Raw genomic sequence first — 22,401 nt, 5'->3', positions numbered from 1 at the left:
CATTTGCTGCCAGCGTAGGGGGCGCGGGGCCGCCGAGGACCTGTGCGCACGCGGTCATCGTTTGCAGGCCCGCGGCCCCACCACCATAATGCTACGTTCGCGAACCGCGTGCGCACTGGTCCTCGGCGGCCCCGCGCCCCCTACGCGTTGCGGCGAACTCCCGACTTTTTGGTCTTGATTTATGCGGTTTGCATAATTCGCCATTCCCAGGCCCTCAAAGACGCCCATTTTGGGCTCGCCTTTTGCACCGTCCGGTAGCGCTACACGCGCCCTTTTAAACAGGAGGCGAAAGGACCACCACAAAGCCGCGAAGTTCACCTTTGCGAATGACTGGGCGCAACAAACACAACAATGCGATCTGAGAATATGTGTTCTTCTGATACACAAATAGAAGGAGACCGTTTTGGACAGCGCCAGCGAATTCCTGCGCGTACTGGAACACGAAAGCGCATTGAGTACGGCCCACCGGCCGTTGCGCCTTCGTCTCGCGCATTCCGAACGCCTGGCGGACGACGTGCTCCTTCCGCAGCGGATCGTCGGAACCGAGTCGATTTGCGGCGGAATCGAATACCGCGTGGCCTGCATCGCCAGTAGCCCGCGCCTGCCGCTCAAGGAACTGATCGCGCTGCCGGCCGAAATCCAGATCGTGACCGACCGCGGCCAGTTGCGCAGCGTATGCGGCGTCATTACCGAGGCGCGTGGCGGCGACTGCGACGGCGCGCTGGCTTCGTACCAGCTGGTGATGCGGGACGCCATGGAAATCATGGAAAAGCGGGTCAACAGCCGTATCTTCCGCTACCAGAACGAGCTCGAGATCGTGCAGGTGCTGTTCGACGAATGGCGCCACACCAATGCGGTGCTGGCCGGCGCTTTCGAGTACGAACTGGACCCGCTGTTCGACCAGCGCCAGTTCCCGCCGCGCGAACTGGTCATGCAGCACAACGAGTCGGACGCTGCCTTTGTCCGGCGGTTGCTCAAGCGGCGCGGCGTGTCCTGGTACTTCCGTCCGGGCCGCAGCCACAATACGGCGGTCGACCCGGCGCATGACCAGGTGCCAGCGCACACCCTGGTGCTGTTCAATGATCCGCACAGCCTGCCGCAGAACGCGGCCGGCACCGTGCGCTACCGCCGCGACCTGGCGACGGAAAAGCGCGACACGATCACCTCCTGGAATGCCGCACGCCGGCTGCAGCCGGGCAGCGCCACCCGCCACAGCTGGGATTACAAGAACCCGCTTGGCGCGCATTTCATGACCACCACCGCCCCTGGCGCGGCCGACCAGGGCACCAACGGCAACCAGCTGGCGGTGACGCTGGACGACTACCTCGTCGACGTGCCGCATGTCGGCAACGACGTCGAAGACCACTTGCGGCTCGGGCAGGTGCGCATGCACCGGCACGAGTACGAGAGCAAATGCTTCCAGGGCGAAGGCACGGTGCGCGACTTTTGCGCCGGCGAGTACTTCACGCTGGCAGGCCATCCGGAGATCGACACCCATCCGCCGGAAGAGCGGGATTTCGTGATCACCGAGCTGCACGTGGCTGCACAAAACAACCTGCCCAAGGAGCTGTCGGCGCAGGCCGAGCGGCTGCTGGCCAGGAACCGCTGGAGCGAAGAGATGCTGGCGGCATTCCCAGTGTCTGAGGATCTCGATGGCAGCCAGGTCCGCATGCACATGAGCTTTACCGCCGTGCGGCGCGGGGTGCCGATCGTGCCGCACTTCGACCCGCGCGTGGACTTGCCGCAGCCGCAGCTGCAAAGCGCGGTGGTGGTGGGGCCGCCGAACGAAGAGGTGTACTGCGACGCGCTCGGCCGCGTGAAGATCCGCTTTCCCGGCATGCGCGCGACCGACCACAAGCACGCCCACGGCGCCGGCGCCTCGGACAGCCCGGCCGATTCGGCCTGGGTGCGGGTGGCCGCCAACTGGGCCGGCAATGGTCCGGGCAGTCAGCAGCAGTGCGGCGTTCTCGGGCTGCCGCGTGTGGGTACCGAGGTGCTGGTCTCCTTCCTGGGCGGCGATCCGGATAAGCCGATCATCCTGTCCCAGTTGTACAACCAGCGCGGCACGCCGCCGGCCCTGTCGCGGATGGGCGAGCTGCCCGGCAACCGCTACCTGTCTGGGACGAGGAGCCGCGAAATTGGCGGGCACCGCGGTAACCAGCTGCGCTTTGACGATACCCGTGGCCAGATCAGCGCGCAGCTCGCGAGCGACCACGGGACCTCCGAATTGAACCTGGGTTGGCTGACGCAGCCGAAGCACAACGGCAGCGGCGAGCCGCGCGGCGAGGGCGCCGAACTGCGCAGCGACAAGGCGGTCGCGGTGCGCGGCGCGCAGGGTGTCCTGATCAGCGCGGAGGCAAGCGCCGACGCCGAAGGGACGCTGCTGGATCGATCCGGGCTGGTCGGGCTGGCCGAGGTGTTGCAGTCCGTGTTACAGAAACTGGACCAGCTCGCGACCGAGAATTCGGAAGACGATGCGTCCAAGCCGAGTCTGGCGGAATTGGTGGAGAAGCTCAAAAACTGGCATGAGGGTTCGAACGTGGGCGGCGCCGCAGCCACGGGCGGGCAGCCGGTTGTCGCCGCCAGCGGGCCGGCCGGCGTCATGGTGGCCAGCCAGACCATTGTTGCGATCGGCGCTGAGACCAAGGTCGACATCGTGTCCGCCGCCGACGGCGAGATGTCCGTCGGGCGCAATCTGTTCCTGCGCGCGGCGCGCGCCGTCAGCGTGTTCGCCTATGAACTCGGCCTTAAGCTGGTCGCCGCCCGTGGCAACCTGTTAGTGCAAGCGCATCAAGGCAATATCGAGATCAAGGCAGGCAAGTGCCTCGACCTGGTCGCGACCGAGACCATTACGCTGCAGGCGCCGAAGGTGAGGGTGGTATCACAGGGGACGCAAACCGATTGGGACAACGGCACCATTACCCAGCAAAGTTCGGGCCGGTTTATCGTGAAGTCGGCGCGCTTCCAGCAACTCAATGCAGGCGACGGAGCCCCGGTGGGGCTGAATCTGCCGCGTTCTACATTGGAGACGGACGAACGGGTCGTGCTTTACGATCGCCAGACGGGCATGCCGGTAAAGGGAGTGCGTTATGTCGCCAAGCATGAGGATGGCACCACCATCGAGGGCACCACCGACGACGAGGGGCGTACCGCCATTGTCCGTGCCCACGCGTTCGGGGACATCGAGGTCAGGATGGCGGAAGACGAGGAAGGCAAAGCACCGGACGGAGGCGAAGCATGACAGAGCCTACCCGGCGCATCCCCCAGCCGACCGTCGATGTTGACGGCAGCCTCGTCGCGCATACCACAGCCTCGGCAACTTCGTACAAGGTGCGGGCGCGCGTCACGATCGGCTCGCGCAAGGTCATCCCGGTTATCTTTGTGCCGGGAATCATGGGGACGAACCTGCGTGCCCGAACGGACGGAGCAAGCCTGCAGGACTCGGGGTTGAAGCCGGGCGAGGTCGTTTGGAGGCCGCCCAATGGCGTGGTCGACGGGGTGACCGAGATCCGCAATTGGCATGGGCGTACCCCCGCACAGCGCCAAAAGCTCCTGAATCCGGCAATTCTCGAAGTCGACGATTCAGGCGATCTGGATTTCAACTCGACGCTAATATCGCGCGACGAGATGAAGGCTCGCGGGTGGGGCGAACTGCATGCCGGGTCTTACGGGGACCTTATGGTCGAATTGCAGCGCTGTCTTGACCATACGTTCAAGATGAACCGGAATCGCGAGCGCGAGATCCGGGATCATTGGAAACGGGTCATGCAATGCAAACCAAGCGAATGGGGCGTGCGCAGCATCCAGAAAGTGACCGAGCAGGAATTGGAAAAATATGCCGGGTACCAATATCCGGTATATGCGGTCGGTTACAACTGGCTCCAGTCGTGCGCCGTGTCGGCGCAACGGCTCAGCAAAAAGATTGACGAGATTAAGGAATATTGGAACACCAGAAAACATCAATGTGAAAAGGTCATCCTGATCACGCATTCGATGGGTGGCTTCGTGGCACGCGCCTGCGCAAGGCAACGCGCCAAGGACCCGGATGATCCGGCCGACATCGCCGCAATTATTCACGGCGTAATGCCGGCTTTGGGTGCGCCGGTGGCCTACCGGCGGATGGCTTGCGGTACGGAGGGCGCGCGTTATTGGTCAGGGATGGGAGATAACATCGCGGCCAGTGCTTTTGCCGTGATTGCGGGTGATACGACCGAGAAGACCATGCCGGTGATGGCGGTCGCCCCCGGGGTGCTGGAATTGCTGCCGAATCAATTCTATCCTGGACCTTGGCTGAATCTGTCGGTAGTGACATCGGCCGGTCAGGAAGAAAAGCGCACAGACCTGCTTGGCCTGCCGCAAAACAATCCATACGACCTTTACCGTGACTTGGAGTCCTGGTACCGCGTGATTAACCCGGCATTGGCGGACCCTGCGCAGAAATATGACAGAAAGGCGAATAGGGTAGACGATGCTATCAGCAAGGCAATCAAAGCGGCCGAGGACTTGCACCGGAATGTGCTCGCCAGGCCGGACGGCGAGAACGGCCTAAAGCCATATTACCATCCGAATTCGTATGTGTTTTATGGGGACGACGCGGAGCATCGCGCGTTCGGCGAAATACGTTGGGTGGCCCGGCAGCAGCCCGGACAAAGCGTCGCCCTGACTCCCGGTAGCATTCGAAAGGCAAAGTTCATCGGACAGTCAAGCGACGGTGTACGGGAAGTCGAGGTCGACGGCGGTTACCGGCTGCGGTTTCACACAGACGTGCCGGAGTCGGCCGGGGACGACACGGTTCCAAGGCAATCCGGCGCAGGTCCGCAGGGACACGTGCGGGAGATCTACGCAACTCGTGGCTACGGTCATCAGGAAAGTTTTCAGCAAGACTCGATGTTGATGTTGACGCGGCATTTAATTGTCAAGATTGTTCAGGGTTTCAAATGAAGCGGGCCGCATGCAAACTTGCGGCGGCGTTGCTCGCTTTGGCCGCCTTGGTACTACTCGGGCTTTTCATTCTCAATGCGGTGCAGGGCACGCAAGACAGAAAGATGGTGGCGAAGATGACCGAGAAAATGAAAACGGTGTGCGTTGGCAGGCTTCTCATCGATGTGCCTGAAACGGCGGAGGTGACGCTGACGCAGGCATCTGTGGACGGGTTCGACATCACGATGCGTCGCGAGTCGGAGGCGCAGTTCGCGGCGCGCATCGCCTTACGCGAGGCTGAACTGAAGGAGAAGCAGAACGAGCTTGGTCGCAAGAACCTGGAGTCGGCGCGGGATGTGAATGTGAATGGCCTAGCGGGACGGATTCTGATCCACGGGCGGGAACGGACCTATTTGATCAAAAACGAGCAGCGCGTCTATAGCGAGAACGTTGCCATAGATGGCTATGCACACAAGAATGGCGTTAGCTTCGACCTGATCTCAACGGGGTACGATCCGAAGCTGGTCGGGAACGTTGCTCGCCTGATTGCCCAAATCGAGCCGCGCTTACAGGATGAGGTTCCTGCGCAGCCTGGATTTTGCATCAATGGCGGCTTTATCCGTGATCCGTTGACTGCGGACCAACATGAAAGCGTCACGATGTTCGCCGGATTGCCGGGGCACCCCGATTTGGGAATCGTATTTTCCACGTTGAGCGGAACCAAACCGGACGAAGGCCTTATCGCTCGAGATGCCAAGGCGGAGGAACAATTCCCGTTGTTTCTTAGGGCGGCTTTCAGCACCTTGCGAAAAGGCGAACGGACGCTCAATGGGCTGCCGGGTGAAGAAGTGGCGTTTAAAGCGCGGGAGGCGAATTTCGCGGTCACATATAGCTTCCGATGGGAGATGCAAGGGAAACAGGATGACGTTTATGCACCGGTGCTGACATTGGAGCTGGGCGCCGGCCGGAATCCTCGTGCCGGAGGAAAGCCGCTCCAGTCGAGCATGTCGGAAGTGGCGTTGCTAGATCTCTGGGACAAGATTTCATCCAGTCTCCGGGTGCGCACGGCGAGTCCCCCCAAGCAGGTTGCGCAGGCTGAGCCAAGCCTGCCACCTCTCGGGACCCATGCATCGGCAGGCGATACGTGCCCACAGAGCGGTTGGTGGTTATGCAACCAAGGCGGGGACGGGGTCGGTGTCCTGGGCGGGCAGCGACAGTTTCTGAAAAAGGGGCAGCGAATGCCGCAGGCGCTCCTCCTGCCGCCACAGACATTGTGGGAAAAGCTTAAGGGAATCCAGCCTAGTTATGAAAGCAAGGTAGCGACAACTTGGGAGCTGGTAGACAAACGTAGCCGTCCAAGGACGCCGTCGCCGGTTGTGCTGGCGCCGTCAAGCAGCACGCAAGGAAATGCGATGACGGACCAACAGCACGCAAGTTCAGGGGGACCTGCCGCGCCGATCGGAAGCTACGTCAAGACAGGGAGTCCTTGCCCAGCCAGTGGATGGTGGCGCTGCGAGGATTCCCAGGCACTCGATGGCACGCGCTGGTTTGCCCAAGGAAGCTTTTTGCCTGTGGCGACCTTCAAATTACCGCCCCGAGCGTTCGGGAAATCCGCAGGCCCCGAGGTGATCCAGCGACGAAGCCAGTGGCAACTGGTACGTTATGCGCAAGCGCCCGGCCCTGAGCCTTCCGCGCCCGACGGCGGGAACAATCCTGAAGCTCCCAAGTCGTCCGCCTGATTTTGCATCGAAATCAACAACCTTTTGGAGTTGACGTGAGGCGTTCCTTTAAGTCGCTGCCACTGGCATTGTTCGCTCTAGCCGCTCTTGTACTACTCGGGATTTTCATTTTCAGAGCGGTGCAGGGCACGCAAGACAGAAAGATGGTGGCCAAGATGACCGCGAAGATGAAAACGGTGTGCGTTGGCAGGATTCTCATCGACGTGCCCGAAACGGCGGAGGTGACGCTGACGCAGGCATCTGTGGACGGGTTCGATATCACGATGCGTCGCGAGTCGGATGCGGAGTTCGCGGCGCGCATCGCCCTACGCGAGGCTGAACTGAAGCAGAAGCAGAATGAGCTTGGTCGCGAGAACCTGGAGTCGACGCGAGATGTGAATGCGAATGGCGCGAGGGGGAGGATTCTGATCCACGGGCGGGAACGGGGCTACTTGATAGAAAACGAGCAGCGCGTCTATAGCGAGAACGTTGCCATCGATGGCTATTTGCACAAGAATGGCGTGACCTTTGATGTGAGCGCATCGCTGTACGATCCCAAACTGGTCGGGGACGTAGCCCTATTGATTTCCCAGATCGAACCGCGCTTACAGGACGAAGTTCCTGCGGAGCCTGGATTTTGCATCAATGGCGGCTTTATCCGTGATCCGCTTACGGCGGACCACCACGAAAGCGTCACAATGTTCGCCGGTTTGCCGGGGCATCCTGATTTGGGAATCGGATTTTCAACCATAAGCGGAGCCAAACCGGGTGAAGGCCTTATCGCCCGGGATGCCAAGGCGACTGATCAATTCCCGATCTTTCTTCAAGCGGCTTTCAGTACCTTGCGAAAAGGCGAACGGACGCTCAATGGGCTGCAAGGTGAAGAAGTGGCGTTCAAAGCGCGGGAGCTGAACCTTGCGGTCACATATAGCTTCCAGTGGGAGATGCAAGGGAAACAGGATGATGTGTATGCGCCATTGTTGGCGTTGGAGTTGGACACGGGCATGAATCCCCACGCCGGAGGAAAACCGCTCCAGTCGAGCATGTCGGAAGTGGCTTTGCTGGCGCTCTGGGACAAGATTTCATCCAGTCTCCGGGTGCGCCCCACGAATCCTCCCAAGCCGGTTGCGCGGGCTGAACCAAGCCTGCCGCCTCTCGGGACCTGATACTGCTCGGAGATCCACAAGCCTCGGGAGTTGACGTAACCCGCCCCTTCAAGTCGCTGTTGCTGGTATTGTCCCTTCCGGCTACGGCCGTTTGCTGACAGGCCCAGGACAACGAAAACCTTCCGCCATGCGCTGCGCGATCCTCGGCTTTGTCGTCGGCGCCTCTTTCCTGCAAACCTGCGCCGAACTACCGGCTCATGCGGTGAGCGTCGCGTGCATCGTCCTGGCCGTCGCCTTCCTCCTGATCCTGCACGGTGCGGCGCGCGCTGCCTGCGCCGGCGCCCTGCTGGGTTTTGCCTGGGCGGCCCTGTTTGCCCATCTGGCCCTAGTCGATCAGTTGTCGAAGGACGATGAGGGCCGCGACATTACGCTGATCGGCACCGTAGACAGCCTGCCTTACCGCTTCGATCAGGGCGCACGCTATAACTTCGCGGTGGAGAAGGTGCTAGCGCCTGCTACCGCTGTGGTCCCGGCGCGCGTGGCGTTGTCGTGGTATGGGCGAGGCGATGCGCACCAGGCGGGCGATGTGCAGCCCGGCGAGCGCTGGCAGCTGACGGTGCGGCTGCAGCGGCCGCACGGCTACGCGAACCCGTACGGTTTCGACTACGAAGTGTGGCTCCTCGAGCAGGGCGTGCGCGCGACCGGCTACGTGCGGCAAGATCGCGGCAATCACCGCCTTGACGCCTTTGTCCCCAGTTTCGGCAATGTGGTCGAACGCTGCCGCGCTGCCCTGCGGTCGCGCATCCTGCAAGCGCTGCCTGGCAAGCCTTATGCCAGCGTCATCGTCGCACTGGTGATCGGCGACCAGCGCGGGATCGATCAATCTGACTGGACGGTCTTCAACCGCACGGGAATTTCACACCTCATATCCATCTCTGGACTACATATAACGATGATCGCCGGCTTTGTCGCGTTTGGCGTATCGACACTCTGGCGCAGATCGTTTTTCACGAAAGCGCAGCTGCCCCTGCTGCTGCCGGCACAGAAGGTCGCAGCACTGGCAGGCGCCGGCGCCGCGCTCTTGTACGTACTGCTGGCCGGCTTCGGTGTGCCGGCGCAGCGCACGCTGTATATGCTCAGCGTTGTCGCGGCTGCGCTCTGGCTCGGGCGTATCACCAGCGTATCGCATGTGCTATGTTCGGCGCTCGGCATCGTCGTGCTGCTCGATCCCTGGGCGATGATGTGGCCGGGGTTCTGGCTGTCGTTCGGCGCGGTGGCGGTGATCCTGTACGCGAGTGTCGGCCGCATCGAAGGCGTGCGGGAGGGCTTTCGCTCATCGCTGCGCCTTGGCGCGCGCACCCAGTACGCGGTTACTGTTGGCCTGGTGCCGCTTACGATGCTGTTGTTCGCGCAGGTGTCGCTCGTCAGCCCGCTCGCCAACGCGGTCGCGATTCCGCTGGTGAGCTTTGTCGTGACGCCGCTGGCGCTGGCCGGCAGCTTGCTTCCGGCGCCGCTATCGGTGTGGCTTCTAACGGCGGCCCATTTCGCCGTCGAACAGCTAGCGCACCTGCTCAAGTGGATGGCCGAGCTGCCGCTGGCGATATGGAGCGCTCCGGTGCCGCCCTGGTGGATGTTCGTGCTGGCGCTGGCCGGCACTTTCTGGGTGTTGGCCCCGCGCGGCTGGCCGCATCGTTGGGCGGGAGCCGCTGCCTGGCTGCCCCTGTTCACCCAGTTGCCAGCGCATCCGCCGCAGGGCCAGTTCAGCGTCATCGCTTTCGACGTGGGGCAGGGCATGGCGCTGCTGATCGAAACCAGCAGCCACCGCTTGTTGTACGACACCGGGCCTCTCTATGGCGGCAATTCGAACGGCGGCAATCGCGTGATCGGCCCGTATCTGAAGGCGCGTGGTATCGCGGAGCTGGACGGAATGATCGTCACGCACAGCGACACCGACCATTCCGGCGGGGCGCTGACGCTGCTGGATACCGTGCGTGTCGGCTGGGTCTCGTCGTCGCTTTGGCCAAGAAATCCGATCGTGCGCGCGGCGCCAAAGCACGTGCGCTGCATGGCCGGCCAGCGCTGGCGCTGGGACGGGGTGGACTTCGAAATGCTGCAACCGTCGATGGCGAGCTATGACAACCCACGCCTCAAGTCGAATGCCCGCGGTTGCACGCTGCGGGTGGCAGGAACCAGGCGTGTGATGCTGCTCGCGGCCGACATCGAAAAAGCGCAGGAAGCGCAGTTGGTGCTAACCGCGCGGGACAAGCTGAAGGCCGACGTGCTGTTGGCGCCGCACCACGGCAGCGGCACCTCGTCGACGCTGGCGTTCTTGCAGGCGGTACAGCCGTCGCTGGCCGTGTTCCAGGTCGGGTATCGCAATCGTTACCATCACCCGAAGAAGCAGGTGTACGAACGTTACGGCGCGCTGGGCATCAGCCGCCTGCGCACCGACGAGTCGGGTGCGGTCATGCTGGATTTCGGCGACAGCGTCGAGGTGCGCGCATATCGCAGCGAGCACGGTCGCTATTGGTACGGACGCTAGCAAGATATTTAACAGATCTCATGCGCGGGTGAGAATGTACGTAGTTTTAGAAGAACGCTAGCTGGTATTCTGTTTGCTTGGATGTCACTTCTTCAACACCCGCGAAGGTAAATATGCGAGCTTATGACCCGGAAGACCTGATAAACCAATATATCGCTGCCTACAACGCATTTGATCTCGAACGCATGTTCGAGCTTATTGCCGAAGACATACGCTTTGAGAACTATTCCAGCGGCGAACTCACCGCTCGCGCGGATGGGCTGGAAGAGTTTCGAAGATTGGCGGAGGGTTCCAAGGGGCTGTTCGTCGAAAGGGAGCAACGTGTCACTGGGCTTGAGCTCACCGAAAATGAAGCGATCGCCGAAATTGCTTATCGAGGGCGACTCGCGATCGATATACCGGGTGGACCGCAGGCAGGGACTGTCCTGAACCTGAACGGCACTAGCGAGTTCTCCTTTGCGAACGGCAAGATTAATAGGATTATTGATCGCAGTTGATTGCTTGTTTGATGTAGCGGTGCCGCAACCGTTTCCACCCACCTCGCTCGCCACCCGCTAGCTGGCCAATGGCAGCGAGATTGTCACGCACAATCCGCCGGCCGAGCGGTTGGCGGCCATGATTTTGCCCTCGTGCGCCTGCACGACACGCTGCGCGATGGCCAGGCCCAGCCCGTGGCCGTCCACATTGTTGGACTGGGGATTGGAGCGGAAAAAGGGCTGGAAGATCGACGGCAGGTCTGCATCGTCGATGCCCGGGCCGCGGTCGAGCACTTCGATATGCACGAAGTGTGGATCGCGCCGCAGTGCGATCTGGACGCCGGCCTCGCCGCCGTGCTTGATGGCGTTGCGCACCACGTTCTCGATCGCGCGCCACAGCAGGTCCGGGGCGCCGCGCACCAGCGCGCCGGGGACCACGTCCACCAGAATTGCGGCGTCGGTTTGCCCGGCCTCGAAACGGGCGTCGTCCGCGATCTGCTCGATCATTTCTGCCACGTCAATGGTTTCGGTTCGCGGAACCTTGGGCGAGGACTCCAGGCGCGAGAGCGTCAGCAATTCACCGACCAGCCGGTCCATGCGCATGCTCTCGCGTTCGATCCGTTCCAGCGATGCGGCCACTTTTTCCGGCTGCTGATGCGCCAGTCCAATCGCCGCCTGCAAACGCGCCAGCGGCGAGCGCAGTTCGTGCGATACGTCGTGCAGCAGCCGGCGCTGGCCGTCCATCAGCGAGCGCAGTTGGGCACTCATGCGGTCGAAGTCGCGGCCAAGGTCGGCCAGTTCATCGCGTTGGGCGCCACTGGCAGCGGCAAAGCGCGGCGCGAGGTCGCCGGCGGCGGCAGCTTCGAATGCGCTGCGCAGCGCGCGGATTGGGCGGGCAAAATACCAGGCCAGCAGGGCAGCGAACAGCAGGCTCGCGAGCACCGCCGCGACGATCGGCGCGATGCGGCCGATATGGTGGCCGAATGGGAGCGAACCGCCTGGCGGGCCGAGACGTCCTTGTGGTTCGCGTCCCGGTCTGCCAAATTCGTAGCCGCGCGGGACAAAGGCGATGTAGCGCTGGCCATCCGGGCCGGTGAATGCGCGCACGGCGTGCCGCTCCCCCTCGCTCGCAAGCATCTGGTCGACATGGTTGCGCAGCTCGTCCGAGACCGGGCGCCCGAGTATGTCCTTGCCGTTCGGGTCGAGCACAAACAGCGCCGGGCGCTGCAAGTCGCCGAGCATTTCCCGAAGCGCTTCGATGCCGCCGTGCCGCAGGGTGACTGCGGCGGCGCCGGTCATCACCTCCGCGGGTGGCCCGGCGTCGAGCGTGGGCGCGGAGCCGCGGTGCGCGCGGTCGCGCAGCCAGATGGTTCCGCCGATGGCGACCGTGGCCGCCACCTGGGCCAGCAGGATCGAGAGGAAGAACTTCCAGAACAATCGACCCATGCTATTCGCGGATCAGCTGGTAACCCTGGCGGTACACCGTCTGCAGACAAGAGCGGCCGTCGGACAGCGTGCCGAGTTTGTGGCGCAGGCTGCTCAGGTGGACGTCGATGTTGCGGTCGAAGCGTGCCAGAGGCCGGCCCAGGCCCTGTTCGGACAGCTCGTTCTTGCTGACGGTGCGGCCGGCATTGCGCGCCAGGATTTCGAGCAGGTTGAATTCGGTGCTGGTCAGCTCCAGCAGCTTGCCGTCCCAGGTGGCGCGGCGCTGCTCGGGCAGCATGGTGAGCTTGCCGACGGCGAGCGTGATCGCGCCGCCTTCGTCACGCGGCGCGTTGGTACGGCGCAGGATGGCACGTACACGGGCCGTCAGTTCGCGCGGCGTGCACGGCTTGGTGACGTAGTCGTCAGCCCCGAGTTCCAGTCCGAGGATGCGGTCGGCGTCGTCGCCGCGGCCGGTGAGCATCAGGACCGGCACATGGCTGCAGGCGCGGATGCGGCGCAGGGTTTCGATCCCGTTCAGGCGCGGCATCATCACGTCGAGCACGACGATCGCGTAGCGGCCGGATGTGGCCTCGCGTGCGCCGGTCTCGCCGTCGTATGCGCAGCCGACGCGGAAGCCCTCCTGTTCGAGGTACTCGGTGAACATGCCGACAAGCTCGGCATCGTCGTCGATCAGCAATACCTGGTTCATGTCCGCATCATAGCAAAGCGCGAGCGGTCACGGCTGTGCCCCTGGCGCCCTTTACGCGCTTTTACAAGGCTTTTACCGCGCTTTACATGCCTCAGTTCGACAATGCGCTCTCTCAATCAACAAAGGAGCAACCATGAAACTCAGTTGGATTTGCGCATTCACCCTCGTCGTGGCAGCACTGGCCAGCAGTGCGAGCGCGCAGTCGATACCGCCGCAGCCGGACGGCCCGGATCACGGTCCGATGCACATGGGCCGCGGCGAGCACGCTATGCGCGGGCCAAGCATGCACGGACCTGGCTTGCACTTGCCACGCGGCGTGGAGCTGAGCGAGGCGCAGCAGGACCGCGTATTCGCCATCATGCACGCCCAGGCGCCGCAGCGTCGCGAGATCGAAAAGAAGGTCCGCGCCGCGCACGACGAGCTACGCACGCTGACCGAATCCGGCCAGTTCGATGAGACCAAGGCGTCAAGCCAGGCGCAGGCGCTGGGGCAGGCGACTGCGGCGGGCGCACTGCTGCGAGCACGCACCGCAGCGCAGCTGCTGGCAGTGTTGACGCCCGAGCAGCGCGAACAGATGCACAAGGTTCGCGATGCACGCCGCGGCCGCCAGCAATTTGGAGATGCGCGCAAATGGCAGTGAACAAGCCGATCCTGCCCTGATGGCGGACGACGAGGCCGTAGGGGTTTCCCTCTAATCCAGGATCGCGCGCCCGGTAATCCCATTACAATTGAAAGCAGTTCTCTTCAATTGGCGCGCGTTGCATGAGCAAACCACTGCTGCATTTCTCCCACGGGAACAGCTACCCGGCCGGCACCTATCGCCAGCTGCTTGATTTATGGCGTGACGAGTTTGACGTGCGCGCCCTCGACATGCACGGGCATGATCTGGCCTATCCGGTGTGCGATGGCTGGAAGGGCCTGGTCGCTGAGCTGATCGCGCAGTTGGAGCGTTATGACGAACCGGCCATCCTGGTCGGCCATTCGCTCGGCGGCATGCTGAGCATGATGGCAGCCAAAGAGCGGCCGGAGCTGGCGCGCTGCGTGGTGATGCTCGATTCGCCCGTGGTAGCGGGCTGGCGCGCGCTGGCTTGGCGGCTGGCGAAGCTGCGCGGCTGGGCGGGCCGCCTGTCCCCGGCCAGGTTTTCGGAACGTCGCCGTAATGTGTGGCCGAGCCGCGGCCACGCCCGCGAGCACTTTATCGCCAAGCCGATCTTTGCCGCCTGGGCGCCGGGCGTGCTGGATGATTATCTCGACAATGGCCTCGAGCCGAACGCACAGGGCGTGCAGCTGCGCTTTTCGCGCGACGTCGAGACGGCCATCTACAACACCCTGCCGCATCATATGGGGTCGATTATCCGAGAGCCGTACCCAAGGCCGGTTGGGTTCATCGGCGGTACAACGTCCGAAGAACTGCGCCAGGCCGGCATCAAGGCGACCCGCAAGCTGGTGGGCGAGAACCTGGTGATGATCGAGGGTGGCCACCTTTATCCGATGCAGTCGCCCGCGGAGACTGCGGATGCCACACGCGCGATGATCCGCAAGCTGCTCGGCGGGGAGCAGGCGACCGTTGCCGCGTTTTTCGCGTAAAATCGACGGATTATCCTCACCTAGCAAAGCCCAGCGATGACAATCAAAAGCGACAAATGGATACGCCGCATGGCGGAGGAACACGGCATGATCTCGCCGTTTTCGCCATCCCAGGTGCGTGAGGCCGACGGCCGCAAGATCATTTCGTATGGTACTTCGTCGTACGGGTACGATATCCGCTGTGCCGACGAATTCAAGGTTTTCACGAACATCAACAGCACGATCGTCGACCCGAAGAACTTCGACTCGAACTCGTTCGTCGACGTTAAGAGCGATGTGTGCATCATTCCGCCCAATTCGTTCGCGCTGGCGCGCACGATCGAATACTTCCGCATTCCGCGCAACGTGCTCACCGTCTGCCTCGGCAAATCGACTTACGCGCGCTGCGGGATCATTGTCAACGTGACCCCGTTCGAGCCGGAATGGGAAGGTTATGTGACGCTGGAGTTTTCGAACACGACGCCGCTGCCGGCCAAGATCTACGCGGGCGAAGGCTGCGCGCAGGTGCTGTTCTTCGAGAGCGACGAGGTGTGCGAGACTTCGTACAAGGACCGGGGCGGTAAGTACCAGGGGCAGCATGGGGTGACGTTGCCGAAGACCTGATGCGTCTGGAAGCCAGAAAAAAGGAGCCGTTTGGCTCCTTTTTTTGTAACTGGCTGCGATGGTGCCGCGGCTTCGGCGGTCCTGGCCACCATCGACCATCGTAGGGGGCGCGGGGCCGCCGAGGACCTGTGCGCACGCGGTTCGCGAACGCGGCGTAGCGAAGAAGAAGCCGCAAGTCAGCATGCGGTGAACGCGTGCGCACAGGTGCGCACCCTACGCGAAGCGGTTCGCGAACGCGGCGTAGTTTTCGTAGGGGGCGCGGGGCCGCCGAGGACCCGTGCGCACGCGGTTCGCGAACGCGGCGTAGCGGAGCAGTAGCCGCAAGCCAGCATGCGGTGACCGGGTGCGCACCAAAGGTGTACACCCGACGCCCTCGGTAAGCCGCGCTTATTGCTTGACGCAGTCGACGAAGTAGCCCAGCTTGCCGTCTACCTCGCGCTTGACCAAGCCGTGCACATCGGTCTCGAAGCCCGGGAAGCGTTCGTTGAAGTCACGTGCAAAGCGCAGGTAGTCCACGATCGTGCGGTTGAAGCGCTCGCCAGGGATCAGCAGCGGAATGCCCGGCGGGTAGGGCGTCAGCAGGATCGCGGTGATGCGGCCTTCCAGCTCGTCGATGGCGACGCGCTCGATCTGGCGGTGGCTCATCTTCGCGAATGCGTCCGACGGCTTCATCGCCGGCACCATGTCGGACAGGTACATCTCGGTGGTCAGGCGCGCCACGTCGGACTGCTTGTAGAACGCGTGGATCTGCGAGCACAAGTCGCGCAGGCCCCAGCTTTCATAGCGCGGGAAGGCCGTGGCGAACTGCGGCATGACGCGCCACATCGGCTGGTTACGGTCGTAGTCGTCCTTGAACTGCTGCAGCGCGGTCACCAGCGTGTTCCAGCGACCCTTGGTGATACCGATCGTGAACATGATGAAGAACGAGTACAGGCCGCACTTTTCGATGATCACGCCGTGCTCGGCCAGGTACTTGGTCACGATCGAGGCCGGGATGCCGGTGTCGGCGAACTGGCCGTCCAGGCTCAGGCCGGGCGTCACCACGGTCGCCTTGATCGGGTCGAGCATGTTAAAGCCCGGCGCCAGGTTGCCGAAGCCGTGCCAGTCGTCTTCGGCGCGGATCAGCCAGTCTTCCTGGCTGCCGATGCCTTCCTCGCTGAAGTTGTCCGGACCCCAGACCTTGAACCACCAGTCCTGGCCGTATTCTTCGTCCACTTTTCTCATCGCGCGGCGGAAGTCGAGCGCCTCGAGGATCGACTCCTCGACCAGCGAGGTGCCGCCCGGCGCTTCCATCATTGCCGCCGCCACGTCGCACGAGGCGATGATCGAATACTGCGGCGAGGTCGAGGTGTGCATCAGGTAGGCCTCGTTGAAGGCGTCCTGGTCCAGCTTGACGGTTTCGGATTCGCGCACCAGCACCTGTGAGGCCTGCGACAGGCCGGCCAGCAGCTTGTGGGTCGACTGGGTCGAGAAGATCATCGACTGCCTTGCGCGCGGCCGGTCGCGGCCGATCGCGTGCATGTTCTTGTAGAAGTCGTGGAAGGTGGCGTGCGGCAGCCAGGCTTCGTCGAAGTGCAGGGTGTCGATTTCACCGTCCAGCATCTCGCGCAGCACCTCGACGTTGTACACCACGCCGTCGTAGGTCGACTGGGTGATGGTCAGGATGCGCGGCTTCTGGTTGGCCGCCTCTCGGGCGAACGGGTTGGCCTCGATCTTCTTGCGGATCGACTCGGGCGTGAACTCTTCGAGCGGGATCGGCCCGATGATGCCCAGGTGGTTCCGGGTCGGCATCAGGAACACGGGAATAGCGCCGCACATGATAATCGAGTGCAGGACCGACTTGTGGCAGTTACGGTCGACCACCACGATGTCGCCCGGGGCGACGGTCGAGTGCCAGACCATCTTGTTCGAGGTCGAGGTGCCGTTGGTGACGAAGTAGCAGTGGTCGGCGTTGTAGATGCGCGCGGCGTTGCGCTCGGACTTGGCGACCGGGCCGGTGTGGTCGAGCAGCTGGCCGAGTTCTTCGACGGCGTTGCAGACGTCGGCGCGCAGCATGTTCTCGCCGAAGAACTGGTGGAACATCTGGCCGATCGGCGACTTGAGGAACGCCACGCCGCCCGAGTGGCCCGGGCAGTGCCACGAATACGAGCCGTCGTTGGCGTAGTTGACCAGCGCGCGGAAGAACGGCGGCGCCAGGCTGTCCAGGTAGGCCTTGGCTTCGCGAATGATGTGGCGCGCGACGAATTCCGGCGTGTCCTCGAACATGTGGATGAAGCCGTGCAGCTCCTTCAGGATGTCGTTCGGGATGTGGCGGCTGGTGCGGGTCTCGCCGTAGATGTAGATCGGGATGTCCGAGTTCTTGTGGCGGATCTCCTGCACGAACGCGCGCAGCGCGGTCAGCGCGAAATTGGTTTCCTCGATCGAGCCCTCGCCGAATTCTTCGTCGTCGATCGAGAGCACAAAGGCCGAGGCGCGCGACTGCTGCTGGGCGAACTGCGACAGGTCGCCGTAGCTGGTCAGGCCGAGCACCTCCATGCCTTCCTTCTCCATCGCGGCTGCCAACGCGCGGATGCCGAGGCCGGACGTATTTTCAGAACGGAAATCCTCGTCAATGATGACGATGGGGAAACGAAATTTCATGGGCAGCTCCAAAGCGAAGCGCCGTGGGAGCAGCCGGCATCGTCAAGCAGGCTGCCGCACACGGCACCGATAAAAATTAAGATGCGGATTTTCGCAGAAATTCCGCGGTTCGGTGGAACTTTTTTGCTAGGTTATCCAGATGCGCCCGCTTGGGGCGCACTATTGTGTTGCAATCCCGGTTGCATGGGCACGCCGTCACGGCCAAAAGCAGGACATGGGGTCTATTTTCTTCTTTCGTAGGTGACGAACGCGTAATCGTAACCGTTTGCTTCCGAATGATGCGTCTCGCGTGCGGTTTCGACCCACTGGGCGGGGTCAATTGGCGGGAAGAAGGTGTCGCACCTGAAGGTGTGATGGATTTCGGTGACGATCATGCGCGTCGCGGCGCTCATCGATTCGCTGAAGATTTGCGCGCCACCGATGATGCTGACAGGTTCCATACCTACCATCGCGATCGCCTGATCGAGCGAGGCCGCCACTTCCACGCCCTCCTGGCGCCAGGCGGCATTGCGGGTGACGACGATGTTGCGGCGCTTGGGCAGCGGGCGGCCGATCGAGTCGAACGTCTTACGGCCCATGATAATTGGGTGGCCGAGGGTGACCCGCTTGAAGTGTGCCAGGTCTTCCGGCAAGTGCCAGGGCAGCTTGTTGTCCACGCCGATGCCGCGCTGTTGGTCCATCGCGACCACCAGGGTAAGTTCGCCCGTCATACCGCCACCGGAGCCTTGATCGCGGGGTGCGGTTCGTACCCGGCGATCTCGAAGTCTTCGAAACGGTAGTCGAACAGCGACTCCGGCTTGCGTTTGATGACCAGCTTGGGCAGCGGGCGCTCTTCGCGCGCAAGCTGCAGCTCGACCTGCTCCATGTGGTTGGCGTACAGGTGGCAGTCGCCGCCGGTCCAGATGAATTCACCCACTTCGAGACCCGCCTGCTGGGCCATCATGTGCGTCAGCAGGGCATAGGACGCGATATTGAAGGGCACGCCGAGGAAGATGTCCGCGCTGCGTTGATATAACTGGCACGACAGCTTGCCGTCGGCGACGTAGAACTGGAACAGCGCATGGCAGGGCGGCAGCTTCATCTTCGGCAGGTCGGCGAGGTTCCAGGCCGAGACGATCATGCGGCGCGAATCCGGGTTGTGCCTGATCTGGTCAAGCACCTGCGCAATCTGGTCGATGTGCTCCCCGTTTGGCGCCGGCCAGCTGCGCCACTGGTAACCGTAGATCGGTCCGAGGTTGCCGTTCTCGTCGGCCCACTCGTCCCAGATCGACACGCCGTTCTCTTTCAGGTAAGCGATGTTGGTGTCGCCGTGAAGGAACCAGATCAGTTCATGGATGATCGATTTCAGGTGCAGCTTCTTGGTCGTCACCAGCGGAAAGCCATCCTGCAGGTTGAAGCGCATCTGGTAGCCGAACACCGAGAGCGTGCCGGTGCCGGTGCGGTCGGTCTTGACCGCGCCATGCTTGGCTACATGGCGCATGAAGTCGAGGTATTGGCGCATCGGTTCTAATGTAGGGGCAAACCCTGATTGTACCTTAGAGGTACGTCTTAGGCGCCAGCGCGTAGTGCATCGACAAACACAGCCAGCGCCTCGCGCAGGCGGTCGTCAGACATGGCCAGCAGGTTGTCGCCGACGTAGATTTCGACATAGCTCGTGTCCGGCAGCGCGGCGTGATTGACGCGATTGAACATCCAGATGCCGTGCTCCTCGGCCAAACGGTTGCGGATGGCGAGGGCGCGCTCGCGGCGCACCGGCAGGTGCAGGTGCAGCATGTTCGCCTGCGGCTCGCGCGGGTTGACCTTGATCTCGGGATGGGCGCGCAGCGCCTCGTAAAGGTCCCTGGTCCGCTGGAAGTAGGCAGGCATCGCCGCCAGCCGCTGGTCGAACTGCATCGCGGCTGCCACGATGTAGGGCGAGCGGTGGATCAGATTCCCGCCTTCGCGGCGAAACCATTCTGCGGCGCGGTCGACGAACTGCCGGCTGCCGGCGAGCACCGCGCCGCCCAGGCCGCCGATGCCCTTGTATAGCGAGACGTAGACTGAATCGAAGCCGGCCGCGATCTCGGCGTAGGGCTTGCCGAAGGCGGCAGCCGACTCCCACAGGCGCGCGCCGTCCATGTGCAGGTGCGCGCCGCGCTCGCGGCAGTGTGCCTTGATCGCCTCCAGCTCGTCCCACGGCGGGTTCTGGCCGCCGATTTCGCGCATCGGCACCTCCAGCGCGACCGCGCCAAGGAGGTCGGGCACCGCGCGCAGGTCATCCAGGCTCCATGGGCAGTGGCGGTCGCCGACCTGCAGCGCGTGGAAGTGCCCGAGCAACTGGTAGTTCGACTTCTCGTGCACCAGCATGTGCGAGGTAGGGTGCAGTGCGACCAGGCGGCTGCCGCGGTCCTCGCATGCCAGGCGCAGGGCGGTGGGCTGGGTCATCGTGCCGCTGATGCAGAACACGGCGGCTTCGAAGCCGAGCAGTGCGGCCACCTTCTGTTCGAACTGCTGGATCAGCGTTCCGGCACCGTAGACGTCGTGCTCGACGTCGTTCGCCTCGCACCAGGCGGCCATCTCGGCGAACATCTCGGCGGGACGGCGGGCGCGGTGGCCGGGAAACACGGTGTGACAGCGGGCGAGCAGTTCGGTGTCGGTCAAGGCCATCTTCTAAAGTGGGGTCAGAGTCGATTAAATCGGAAATTTTACAATGTTCCGATCAATTCGACTCTGACCCCGATTGCTTTTTGCTACTTTTGTTATAACGGAACCAGGGTCAGAGTAGATTTATTGGGAAATTTAATAATGTTCCGAATAATTCCACTCTGACCCCAGCGAGTTTACGAACCTGACCCCAGGCTTTTACGCTGGCGGCGGGTGCGCAGGCCTGTGGCGGCGAGCAGGCCGGCGGCAAGCATCGCGTATTGCCCAGGTTCCGGGACCACCGATTGGATGGTGAACGCGGTCTCCGGCGTCCAGCGGTAGTAGGTGTCCCACGAGACTCCGGCGCGTGCAAAGATTGAAAAGAAGTGCTCGGCGTTACCTGTCTCGAACGTGTTCTCCCAGTAATAGGCCAGCGGCGGCTCGCGCCCGCCGCGGTAAATCGAAAAGTCGAGCCCTCCATCCAGGGCGAAGGAGAAGCGGTCGATGCGGCATCTGATGTCATCTGGCCCGGGAGGGCAGGCGATGTAATCGTAGTTGTTGATCACTAGCTTCGAAATTTCGGAGAGATCGAGCACGTTGTCGTGGTTGAGGTCCTCTCCGATGAAGACGCCGCGGATTACGTGTGTCGGGTCGAATTCGCTAATGGGTGTCGCGTCGGTGCCGCTGAATTCGTGGAGGAAGCCGGTGTAGCTGAACTCCCATCGGGAGGGCTCGGCGCGGGCGGCAACCGCGGAAAAGAGTAGCAGGCCGGTAAGGTACAGTTGTTTGCGTTTCATGGCGCACTCGCTTTCATGATCGGACAATCGGGATGGGCCCGGATGCGCATGCTGGGAGCGCTCAAGCGGGCTCTGCTGAAAGAGTAGTGCGGTCCGGTGTGCGGTGTCGCCACGCAGGCGAATCTGTTGCATGCGCGAGTCAACAGTAAGTGCGCTGTGCTTATTGTTCTGCACGACACGTAAAGACACTGCAGCGCCGCCAGGTTGGCAAGCGACCAGTGACGCGCGGATGCTGATTTGGAAGATGCGTACGTCTTCGATCGCGATGGCTCGATTGGCCGCTGGACCGTGCCCAGTCGGTGCGCGATGACCAGGGTGGCGCGACCGGATGGCTGGGGGATGGCTGGAGTCAGGGATGGCTGGGGTCAGAGTCGATTAAATCGGAAATTTCACAATGTTCCAATTAATTCTACTCTGACCCCAATTGCTGCTTGCTACTCTTGCTGACACCCAACTGGGGTCAGAGTCGATTTATTGGGAAATTTGACAATGTTCCGATTAATTCGACTCTGACCCCTGGCGTTTGCGCTGGCGGCGGGTGCGCAAGGTTGTGGCGGCGAGCAGTCCGGCGGCAAGCATCGCGTATTGCCCAGGCTCAGGGAACGGCGATTGGATGATCGTGAACGCGGTCTCAGGCGTCCACCGGTAGTAGTCGTTGCGCCATACTCCAGCACGCCCCACGATCCAAAAATCGTGCTGGGTGTCCCCGGTCGCAATTGTGCTGTACGTGTAAAAGGAGGTGGGCTCGTTGTGAGTGGCGAGATATGCCGAAAAGTCCAGTGCGCCGTCCAGGGTGTAGGAGAACCAGTCGATGCGGCATGTGCGGTCATCTGGTTCAGGGGGGCAGGCAATGTAATCGAGGCCGTTGATCTTCAACATCGAAATTTCGGAGCGGTCGATCATGTTGTCGTGGTTGAGGTCCTCGCCGAGGAACGAGCCGGTGATCTGGTGTTGTGGGTCGAATTCGCCGGGGATGGGCGGCCCGCTGTCGGTGGTGACTTCGTGGTAGAAGCCTGTGTAGCTGAACCACCAAGGGGACGGTTCGGCGCGGGCGGCAGCCGCGGAAAAGAGCAGCAGGCTGGCAGCGTAAAGGTGTTTGCGTTTCATCGTGCACTCGCTTTCGTTATCGAAAAATCAGGATGGCCCGGCTGCGCGTGCTGCGAGCGCTTAAGCGGGCTCTGCCGAAAGACTAGTGCGAGTCTGCGCGCAATGTCGCCACGCAGACGATTCTGTTGCGTCCGCGAGTCAACAATTTG

Annotated in this window: 17 protein-coding genes; 9 read left to right on the top strand and 8 right to left on the bottom strand. The window is 62.4% G+C overall.

Features of this window, described 5'->3' with window-relative positions:
- Positions 1-403: 403 nt before the first annotated feature.
- The 6 genes from E4O92_RS08955 to E4O92_RS08930 all read left to right on the top strand — a co-directional run bounded on the left by E4O92_RS08955 (position 404) and on the right by E4O92_RS08930 (position 10,783).
- A complete protein-coding gene (locus E4O92_RS08955; RefSeq protein ID WP_135189428.1) occupies positions 404-3,241 on the top strand; it encodes a type VI secretion system Vgr family protein in 2,838 nt (945 codons plus the stop codon).
- Positions 3,238-4,941: an esterase/lipase family protein gene (locus tag E4O92_RS08950; protein WP_135189427.1), complete on the top strand. Its 1,704-nt coding sequence runs from the start codon at positions 3,238-3,240 to the stop codon at positions 4,939-4,941. The genes E4O92_RS08955 and E4O92_RS08950 overlap by 4 nt, the downstream gene beginning before the upstream one ends.
- Positions 4,938-6,659 carry a T6SS immunity protein Tli4 family protein gene (locus tag E4O92_RS08945; RefSeq protein ID WP_135189426.1) on the top strand — a complete coding sequence of 574 codons (1,722 nt, stop codon included), beginning with the start codon at positions 4,938-4,940 and terminating at the stop codon, positions 6,657-6,659. The genes E4O92_RS08950 and E4O92_RS08945 overlap by 4 nt, the downstream gene beginning before the upstream one ends.
- Positions 6,660-6,694: 35 nt before the next feature.
- Positions 6,695-7,804 (top strand): T6SS immunity protein Tli4 family protein, encoded by a 1,110-nt coding sequence (locus E4O92_RS08940; protein ID WP_135189425.1) that lies wholly within the window; start codon positions 6,695-6,697, stop codon positions 7,802-7,804.
- A gap of 127 nt (positions 7,805-7,931) precedes the next feature.
- Positions 7,932-10,286 (top strand): DNA internalization-related competence protein ComEC/Rec2, encoded by a 2,355-nt coding sequence (locus E4O92_RS08935; protein WP_135189424.1) that lies wholly within the window; start codon positions 7,932-7,934, stop codon positions 10,284-10,286.
- A gap of 113 nt (positions 10,287-10,399) precedes the next feature.
- Positions 10,400-10,783 (top strand): nuclear transport factor 2 family protein, encoded by a 384-nt coding sequence (locus tag E4O92_RS08930; RefSeq protein ID WP_135189423.1) that lies wholly within the window; start codon positions 10,400-10,402, stop codon positions 10,781-10,783.
- A gap of 57 nt (positions 10,784-10,840) precedes the next feature.
- Here the strand turns inward: E4O92_RS08930 and E4O92_RS08925 are convergent, their stop codons facing one another.
- On the bottom strand, positions 10,841-12,208 hold the full coding sequence (locus tag E4O92_RS08925; protein WP_135189422.1) for a sensor histidine kinase: 1,368 nt from the start codon (positions 12,206-12,208) through the stop codon (positions 10,841-10,843).
- A 1-nt stretch (position 12,209) separates the two neighbouring features.
- Entirely contained in the window at positions 12,210-12,896 is a 687-nt protein-coding gene (locus tag E4O92_RS08920; protein ID WP_135189421.1) for a response regulator transcription factor, read from the bottom strand.
- Between the two features lie 133 nt (positions 12,897-13,029).
- On the opposite strand from E4O92_RS08920, the gene E4O92_RS08915 reads away from it, so the two are divergent.
- The 3 genes from E4O92_RS08915 to dcd all read left to right on the top strand — a co-directional run bounded on the left by E4O92_RS08915 (position 13,030) and on the right by dcd (position 15,086).
- Positions 13,030-13,536, top strand: a complete 507-nt coding sequence (locus tag E4O92_RS08915; RefSeq protein ID WP_135189420.1) for a Spy/CpxP family protein refolding chaperone — start codon at positions 13,030-13,032, stop codon at positions 13,534-13,536.
- A 122-nt stretch (positions 13,537-13,658) separates the two neighbouring features.
- The gene (locus E4O92_RS08910; protein WP_135189419.1) at positions 13,659-14,483 is read left to right on the top strand and encodes an alpha/beta fold hydrolase; all 825 of its coding nucleotides are present in this window, start codon (positions 13,659-13,661) and stop codon (positions 14,481-14,483) included.
- 36 nt (positions 14,484-14,519) lie between these two features.
- Positions 14,520-15,086 carry a dCTP deaminase gene (dcd, locus tag E4O92_RS08905; RefSeq protein WP_135189418.1) on the top strand — a complete coding sequence of 189 codons (567 nt, stop codon included), beginning with the start codon at positions 14,520-14,522 and terminating at the stop codon, positions 15,084-15,086.
- Positions 15,087-15,473: 387 nt separating this feature from the next.
- Here the strand turns inward: dcd and E4O92_RS08900 are convergent, their stop codons facing one another.
- The 6 genes from E4O92_RS08900 to E4O92_RS08875 form a co-directional block, all read right to left on the bottom strand.
- Positions 15,474-17,726 (bottom strand): arginine/lysine/ornithine decarboxylase, encoded by a 2,253-nt coding sequence (locus E4O92_RS08900; RefSeq protein WP_135189417.1) that lies wholly within the window; start codon positions 17,724-17,726, stop codon positions 15,474-15,476.
- 221 nt (positions 17,727-17,947) lie between these two features.
- Positions 17,948-18,436 (bottom strand): dihydrofolate reductase, encoded by a 489-nt coding sequence (locus E4O92_RS08895; RefSeq protein WP_135189416.1) that lies wholly within the window; start codon positions 18,434-18,436, stop codon positions 17,948-17,950.
- The gene (gene thyA, locus E4O92_RS08890) at positions 18,433-19,227 is read right to left on the bottom strand and encodes a thymidylate synthase (protein ID WP_135189415.1); all 795 of its coding nucleotides are present in this window, start codon (positions 19,225-19,227) and stop codon (positions 18,433-18,435) included. The genes E4O92_RS08895 and thyA overlap by 4 nt, the downstream gene beginning before the upstream one ends.
- 47 nt (positions 19,228-19,274) lie before the next feature.
- Positions 19,275-20,366: a threonine aldolase family protein gene (locus E4O92_RS08885; protein ID WP_135189414.1), complete on the bottom strand. Its 1,092-nt coding sequence runs from the start codon at positions 20,364-20,366 to the stop codon at positions 19,275-19,277.
- A 179-nt stretch (positions 20,367-20,545) separates the two neighbouring features.
- The gene (locus E4O92_RS08880) at positions 20,546-21,145 is read right to left on the bottom strand and encodes a PEP-CTERM sorting domain-containing protein (protein ID WP_167759739.1); all 600 of its coding nucleotides are present in this window, start codon (positions 21,143-21,145) and stop codon (positions 20,546-20,548) included.
- 498 nt (positions 21,146-21,643) lie between these two features.
- Positions 21,644-22,252 carry a hypothetical protein gene (locus E4O92_RS08875; protein WP_135189412.1) on the bottom strand — a complete coding sequence of 203 codons (609 nt, stop codon included), beginning with the start codon at positions 22,250-22,252 and terminating at the stop codon, positions 21,644-21,646.
- Positions 22,253-22,401: the final 149 nt, after the last annotated feature.

It is taken from the genome of Massilia horti, from assembly GCF_004614195.1.
GTDB lineage: Bacteria > Pseudomonadota > Gammaproteobacteria > Burkholderiales > Burkholderiaceae_D > Telluria > Telluria horti.
This window is presented reverse-complemented; position numbering and strand designations above follow the sequence as displayed.